This window comes from Streptomyces sp. W16 (genome assembly GCF_033194735.1).
In the GTDB taxonomy this organism is placed as follows: domain Bacteria; phylum Actinomycetota; class Actinomycetes; order Streptomycetales; family Streptomycetaceae; genus Streptomyces.
This window is the reverse complement of the sequence record NZ_JAWOAI010000493.1, coordinates 1-7210: the sequence shown is the minus strand read 5'-3', so window position 1 is coordinate 7210 and position 7210 is coordinate 1. Positions and strand designations below refer to the sequence as shown.

6 protein-coding genes are annotated in these 7210 nt (G+C 70.0%); 1 reads left to right on the top strand and 5 read right to left on the bottom strand.

What is annotated here, in order from left to right; translation table 11 throughout:
- Positions 1–1680 (top strand): glycoside hydrolase family 3 C-terminal domain-containing protein (locus tag R6V09_RS41520; protein WP_317886667.1); only part of this gene is annotated, 1680 nt, incomplete at its 5' end.
- Here R6V09_RS41520 and R6V09_RS41515 read toward each other — a convergent pair.
- The 5 genes from R6V09_RS41515 to R6V09_RS41495 form a co-directional block, all read right to left on the bottom strand.
- Positions 1670–2554, bottom strand: coding sequence for a carbohydrate ABC transporter permease (locus tag R6V09_RS41515; RefSeq protein ID WP_317886666.1), 885 nt, complete (start codon positions 2552–2554; stop codon positions 1670–1672). The two genes, R6V09_RS41520 and R6V09_RS41515, sit on opposite strands and share 11 nt — an antisense overlap.
- Complete coding sequence (locus R6V09_RS41510) at positions 2551–3567, bottom strand: carbohydrate ABC transporter permease (RefSeq protein ID WP_317886665.1); 1017 nt, start codon at positions 3565–3567, stop codon at positions 2551–2553. The genes R6V09_RS41515 and R6V09_RS41510 overlap by 4 nt, the downstream gene beginning before the upstream one ends.
- The gene (locus tag R6V09_RS41505; protein ID WP_317886664.1) at positions 3567–4937 is read right to left on the bottom strand and encodes an extracellular solute-binding protein; all 1371 of its coding nucleotides are present in this window, start codon (positions 4935–4937) and stop codon (positions 3567–3569) included. The genes R6V09_RS41510 and R6V09_RS41505 overlap by 1 nt, the downstream gene beginning before the upstream one ends.
- 128 nt (positions 4938–5065) lie before the next feature.
- Positions 5066–5698, bottom strand: a complete 633-nt coding sequence (locus tag R6V09_RS41500) for a peptidyl-prolyl cis-trans isomerase (protein WP_317886663.1) — start codon at positions 5696–5698, stop codon at positions 5066–5068.
- On the bottom strand, positions 5695–7210 hold a 1516-nt coding region (locus tag R6V09_RS41495; RefSeq protein ID WP_317886662.1), incomplete at its 5' end, for an NEW3 domain-containing protein. The genes R6V09_RS41495 and R6V09_RS41500, both read right to left, overlap by 4 nt.

The window sequence follows — 7210 nt, the reverse complement described above, 5'->3', positions numbered from 1 at the left end:
GGCCGCACGGAGGAGTGCTTCGGCGAGGACCCGCACCTCGCCGCCCGCCTCACCGAGGCGCTCGTCAGGGGCATGCAGGGCGACACGGCAGCCGGGTTCGCTCCGGACAAGGCCCCCGTCGTCCTCAAGCACTTCGCCGGACAGGGCGCCACGGTCGGCGGACGCAACTCCGCCGAGTCCGAACTCGGCCTCCGTGAGCTCCACGACATCCACCTCCCCGCCGCCCGCGCCGGAGTCCGCGCCGGGGCCGCCGCCGTCATGTCCGCCTACAACGAGGTCGACGGCCTGCCCTGCTCGGGCAATCGCGCCCTGCTCCACCAACTCCTGCGCGAGGACTGGGGTTTCGAGGGCCTGGTCATGGCCGACGGCCTCGCCGTGGACCGACTGGCCCGCATCACCGGCGACAAGGTCTCGGCGGGCGCCCTCGCGCTCAACGCCGGCGTCGACCTCAGCCTCTGGGACGAGGGCTTCACGCACCTGGAGGAGGCGGTCGAACGGGGACTGGTGAACGAGGCCACCGTCGACGCGGCCGTGGCGCGCGTGCTCCGCCTGAAGTTCCGCCTGGGCCTGTTCGAACGGCCCTACGGCACAAGCGAGTTCCCCTCGGCCGCGCAGGGCAGGGAACTGAGCATGGCTCTCGCCCGAGCCGCGGTCACGCTCCTCCACAACGACGGCGATGTCCTGCCCATCCCCCCGACCGTCTCCCGCATCGCGGTCATCGGACCCCAATCAGCCACCCACGCACACCAGTTGGGCGACTACACGGCACCACAGCGATCCGGCGTCAGCATCCTGGAAGGCCTACGGCGACTCGCCCCGCCCGGCACCGACATCCGCCACGCCCCCGGCTGCGCCCTCACCGGCGACGACCTCTCCGGCATCCCCGAGGCGGTCGCCGCAGCCGCGGTCTCCGACCTGGCAGTCCTGGTGCTGGGCGGCAGCAGCGCCCGTACCCCCGACACGGACTTCGACGCCAACGGCGCGGCACGCAACGCCGTTTCGGAGATGACCTGCGGCGAGGGCGCCGACCTCGCGGGCCTGAGCCTCGGCCGGGCCCAGCACGCGCTCCTCGACGCGGTCACCGCGACCGGGACACCCACCGCCGTCGTCCTGATCCAGGGCCGCCCGCACATCGTCCCCGAACGGGCGGGCGCGCTGCTCACCGCCTGGTACCCCGGCCCGTGGGGCGGCGAGGCCATCGCCGGGGTACTGCTCGGCCGAGCCGAACCGGCCGGCCGCCTGCCCGTCTCCGTCCCGCGCTCGGTGGCTCAACTCCCCGTCTACTACAACCACAAGGACATCGAGTACGGCGGCTACGTGGACACCGACGCCGAACCGCTCTACTCCTTCGGGCACGGGCTGTCGTACACGAGCTTCGCGTTCGGCACGCCCCGCGTGTCGGGGGACGCCGTCGCGGTCGAGGTAACCAACACCGGGAAGCGGTACGGCCGTTCGGTCGTCCAGCTGTACATCCGTCGGCTGGTCGCTCCGGTCTGGCCGCGCACGCTCGAACTGCATGCCTTCCAGGGGGTCGAGCTGGGGCCGGGGGAGCGTCGTAGGGTCGAAATCCCCTTCGGCACCGACCAGTTGACGCAGGTCGGTGCCGTGGAGATCCGGGTCGCCCGGTCCGCCCGGGCCGCGCTCGCCGTCGAACCCCTCGTCGTACGCCTCAGAGCTTGACGGCTCCCGCCGAAACGCCCTTGTAGAACCAGCGTTGGGTGATGACGAACAGCACCAGTACCGGGATCACGGAGATCACCGACCCGGCCATCACCACCCGCTGGTCGTAGCCGAACGACGAGCTCTGCAAGCGGGAAAGGCCCAGCGTCAGCGTCATGTGGTCCTCGGAGCGCAGCACGATCAGCGGCCACAGGAAGTCGTCCCAGGCGCTGATGAAGGTGTTGATGGTGACCACCAGGATCGCGCCCCACGCGGACGGGAGATAGAGGTGGCGGAAGCGCTGCCACTCGCTCGCGCCGTCCAGCATCCCGGAGTCCTCGATCTCGCGCGGTACGGCCAGGAACGCGCCGCGCATGAGCAGCACGTTGATGGCGCCGACGAAACCGGGCAGCCACACCCCCACCACGCTGTCGACCAGACCCAGGTCGCGGATGCTCAGGAACAGCGACACCATGATCGACTCGAAGGGGAACATCATCGAGGCGACGAGGATGATCCAGACCGCCCGGCGGCCCTTCCAGGCGGGCTTGGAGAGCATGTAGCCAGCCGTCGTGGAGAACAGCAACTGGCTTGCCACCGACAGGAGTACGACGATCAGGCTGTTCCTGATGTACGTGGTCACCGGGACCTGGCTGAAGACCTCGCGGTAGGCGTGCAGGGTCGGGTGGTGCGGCAGCAGGGAGGCGTTCGCGCCGAAGACGTCCTCGCCGGTGCCCTTCATTGAGGCCAGGAACTGCCAGATGAGGGGGCCGACGGTGAGGCCGAGGACGAGGAGCAACAGGAGGTAGCGGACGAGGAGTTCGCGGGGGCGGCCGTAGTCACGCCAACGGGGCGTCAGGCGGCGGGACTTGGGCCGCACTGCGGTCGTCGTCATGACTCGTCCTCCTTCGTCAGGCGCTGCGCCAGCAGGGTCAGGCCCAGGGTCAGGACGAACAGCGCCACGCTCACCGCCGAGCCGTAACCGGCGTTTCCGGTGATCGGGTCCAGGCCGACGTCCCGGATGTAGAAGGGCAGCGTGCGGTCGGCGCCGCCGGGGCCGCCGGTGGAGCTGCCGAGCATGTAGATCTCGGTGAACACGCGCAGCGAGCCGATGCCGGTGAGGGTGCCGACCAGCATCATCGCCTGCCGTACACCGGGCACGGTGATGTGCCAGAAGCGGCGGGCGGCACCGGCGCCGTCCATGGAGGCGGCCTCGTGCAGCTCCTTGGGCACGTTCCCTAGGGCGGCCAGGTAGAAGACCATGTACCAGCCGAGGCCCTTCCACAGGGTGAGGCCCATCGCGGAGAGCAGGATCAGCCACGAGTCGGAGAGGAAGGGGATCGCCGACCGGATCAAGTGGGCTTTCTCCAGCCAGGTGTTGACCAGTCCGTCGTCCGCGAGCAGCCACTGCCAGCTCAGGCCGACGACCACGCTGGAGGCGAGCACCGGCGTGTAGAAGGCCGAGCGGAAGAAGCCGATCCCGGGGAGGTTCTTCTCCACCAGGACGGCGAGCAGCAGCGGCAGCAGCACCATCAGGGGGACGACGATCACGGCGTACAGGACGCTGTTGCGGGTCGCCAGCCAGAAGTCCGAATCGCCCAGCATCCGGGTGTAGTTGGAGAGCCCGACGAAGCTCGCGGCGCCGCCCAGCGGCTTGGCGTTCGTGAACGACAGCAGCACGGTGTTGAGGAACGGGAACACCCCGAAGACCGCCGCGCACACGATCGCGGGCGCGGTCCACAGCCAGGGCAGCCACCAACGGCGGTACAGCGCGGCCCCGTTGGCGCCGGGGGCGGGGCCGGGGAGGACGGCTCGGGCGATCCTACGTATGCGGGTCGTGCCCGGTGCGGAGGCGACGGCCTCCGCACCGGGCACGGACACCGGCTTCGCGGTCTGCGTCGCCACCATCAACCAGCCTGCTTCAGCAGCTCGTTGGCCTTCGCCTGGGCGTCCTTGACGGCCTGCGCCGGGCTCGTCTTGCCCTGCATGGCCAACTGCACCTGGCCCACGATGGCGTTCTGGACGGCTGTGGAGATGTTGGTCTGATAGGCGGTCGCCGTCTTCAGCTGCTCGGCGACGAGCTTGCGGGCCTGGGAGAACGGGTCGTCACCGCTGGTCTTCTGGAAGAACGGGTCGTCCAGCGAGGCCGAAGTCGTCGGGAAGATCACGACGTTGGGATCCTTGCACCAGGCCGTCTGGTTCTCGGCGTTGGTGAGGAACTCCGCGAACGCCAGTGCCGTGGGGGCGTTCTTGCTGGTGGCGGCGGTCGCTATGTACTGCGGGGCGGCCGTGGTGTGGCCGAGCGCGTCGAACGGCTGCTGGCCGACGGCGGTCTTGGCGTAGATCGATGGGCTGTTCTGCTTCACGAAGCGCACGAAGCTCGGATTCGTCGAACCGTAGGCGACCTTGCCCTGGCTGTAGAGCGTGGAGGGGTCGTTGTTGGAGGACAGCGAGTCCTTCGGCATCGCGCCCTCCTTGTACAGCTTCGCCATCCACTCGACCCACTGCGTGGTCCGCGGATCATCGGCGAAGACCGCCGACTTGCCGTCCGACGACAGCGTTTTGATGTTCATCTGGTCCCAGTCGGCCGGAATCCGCCAGACCGGGTTGGCCATCGTGGCGTAGTACTTGCCGTCGGCTTTCTTCGCGATCTTCTCGTAGTCGGCGAACAGCCCGAACATGGTCGTCGGCGGCTTCGTCGGGTCGATCCCCGCCTTCTCCAACAGGTCGGTGTTGTACGTCAGGAGGACGCCGCCGGTGTACCAGGGCAGCACGCTGTGCACCGAGGCGCCCGAGGAGTCCTTCATGGTGCTGGACTTCCAGAACGCCGGGACGAACGGCTTCGCGGCGTCAGGGTCCTTGACGCCCAGGTTGAGCAGATAACCGGCCTTCGTGAGGGCGGTCGCGGTGGGCGAGTCGACGTTGAGCACGTCCGGAAGGGTGCAGGCCTGGGCGTCGGCGACCGTGCGCTGACCGAACGTCGCGTCACCCGGATCGTCGATCCACTTGACCGACGTACCGGGGTGGGCCTTCTCGAAGGACTTGATGACCCCGTTGAAGAAGCTCCCGAAGTCCTTCTTCAAGTTGGTGGTCTGGAAGGTGATGTTGCCCTTCACCTCACCGGAGAGCTTCCCGGACCCCACGTTTCCCTTGTCGACCTTGCAGCCGCCCGCGGTGGAGTCGCTGTCGCCCGAGCTGCCGGACAGCCCGCAGCCGGCGGCCGTCAGGGTCAGGACGATGATCCCCACCATCGATCCGGTCAGTCTTCCTGTGCGCATCGCTGCCCTCCTGAGCATCAGCCAACAGCTGGTTCAATTAACCAACTTCGACTCCGATTGATGAAAAGGTGGACCAGAATTCATCGGAGGTCAATGGTTCTCGTGTTGCTTTTAGGTTCCGGCAGAGATCAGTGCCGGTGCTCGTGGTCCGGGTGCGCCGGATCGCCGGGGTGCTCGTGTCCGGCGGTGTACACGACTCCGGCCTTGGCCTGGTCCAACCAACCGAAGAAGGCCCGCCGCCCCGCAGCCCTTCGCAGCTCACGCGCGACACCCGCGCGGGCCTGCCCGTACGGCACGAAGTCCTCCGATGACACCCCGCCGAACGGGTCGACGCCGCGCCGTAGCGCCTCCGCCGTGAGGAAGCGGTCCCGGTTGCGGTCGTAGTAGTCCCGTACAGCGGCGTCCGTGACCTCCTGCTCGCCCTCCAGCTCGGCCAGCAGCAGCCGGGCGGCGGGGGAGTGCGCGAGGGCCGCCGCGACAATGCTGCCGAGATCAGCGACGTCGGTCTCGGCGACGGCCGGCACCCGGTCCGGCGACACCTCCGCAGGGGGCTTCAACCCCCGCTCCACACAGGCCCGTTGGGCCAGTTCGTCGATGACCACCACCTGGGTCGCCCACCGCCGTCGCTGCCGCTCGGCCCGCGCGAGCGCCTCGGGCCGGGTGGTCTCCTGATCCCGGACCGGTACGGCCGCCAACAACGCGTCCACCCGCCCCTTGGCGACAGCCGCGCCACGCACCACGGCCGCGTGCTCCGTCGTCACGGCGTCACCTCCAGCGCGACGGCCTCCGTGTAGGCGACACACCCGTGCCAGGCGACCTTCACCAGCAGCCAGTACGTCCCCGGCTCCACCGCCGAACCGTCCACCTCGATCGCGCACTCCCGCTCCGCGCCCCCGGCGACCGTGAACCCCTGACAGCCCGGCCCGATACCGGCCCAGGTGCCCCACGAGGAGACGGCCCACAGGGTGCCGTTGACGGGTCCCCGGGTGGTGTTGCGGACGGTGACGGGAACGCGGGCGCGCTCGCCGTGGCGCACACTGATCCGGTCAACTCCGAGCGCCGTCACCAGAGTTGGCCCGACCGGACGCCCGTCCGGCACATCCAGGGCCACGACATCCTCGTAGACCTGTCCGCCGTAGGACAGCCGGGCGGAGAGCCAGTGGCGGCCGGGGGTCGGGTCGGGCGGTGGTGTCACCGTGATCTCGGAGAGGGTGAACCCGCCCGGGCCCAGCGCGTACGGCAGTTCGGCGGGTTCGGCGGTCCAGCCGGGCGGGACCTCGAAGGTGACCGTGCCGGACACCGGTGCGTCGGTGAGTTCCGAGCCGACCCGGACCGTCGCGGTCACCGGGCCGGCGGCGGTGAGCGTGCCGGGGGAGAGGTACACCGACACGGGCATGTTTCCCCGGGGTGCGGGGCCGGAGTTGTGCAGCCAGTAGCGGGTGTGGATCGGCTGCGCGGGCTCATGTGCCGCGATTCCAGGCCCAGTTGAGGACTCACTTGCAGTGGTCGCCAGTACCGTCGCGACCTCGAAGCCGGTGAGGTCGACGGTGAGCCCGCCGTCCCGCTCCGGTGTCAACCGCGCGCCGGGCGACTCCAGTACGTCCGCACGCGCGCCCTCCGTCCAGTCGCGCGGCCCGCGTATCCGCGCACGCACCGGCCGCCCGTTCACCTCGTGCATCCGTACGACGACACCGCGCCCCGGGTCGACCGGTACCGCGCCGCCCCGGGCCAGCGGGGAGCCGAGCGGCTTGAGGGCGTCGAGCACCACCTCGCCCGCCGGTTCCAGGCCGAGCAGGGCGAACTTTCTTGGCAGGGTGCCCTGTTGGGCGGAGGTCCGCAGGCGGGCCGTGAGCGGGTGGTTGAACTCATGTCCGGCCTGGGGCAGCCGGGCCGCGCGCCAGTCACCGGCGCCCGCGACCACGGCGTACTCGAACTCGTGGGTCCAGCGCTGGAGTTGGAAGGCGGAGCCGTCGGGTGCCGTGCGGCGGGGCGGGTCGACCCAGATGCCGGAGGGCCAGCCGGTGCAGGAGCGCATGAGGGACATGTAGAGATCGCCGGAGGAGGTGACGACACAGCCGGGTGTGCCCCGGTTGAGGACGGCGAAGCTCCGGCCGTCCCACGCGTCGCCCGGTGGCAGTGCCTCGCAGCCGCCCGCCGCCGTGGCCGTGAGGACCGCGTCGTCGAGGTCGGCGATCAGCGCGTCGACCGCCTTGGCGTCGTCCTCCGGGCGGGCGCCTGCCACCACGAGCAGCGGCAGCCGTTCGAGGTCGCGC

Excerpts from the sequence above, each read along its gene's own strand:
- R6V09_RS41515 (WP_317886666.1), bottom strand. The coding sequence starts at position 2,554 with ATGACGACGACCGCAGTGCGGCCCAAGTCCCGCCGCCTGACGCCCCGT.
- R6V09_RS41510 (WP_317886665.1), bottom strand. The coding sequence starts at position 3,567 with ATGGTGGCGACGCAGACCGCGAAGCCGGTGTCCGTGCCCGGTGCGGAG.
- R6V09_RS41505 (WP_317886664.1), bottom strand. The coding sequence starts at position 4,937 with ATGCGCACAGGAAGACTGACCGGATCGATGGTGGGGATCATCGTCCTG.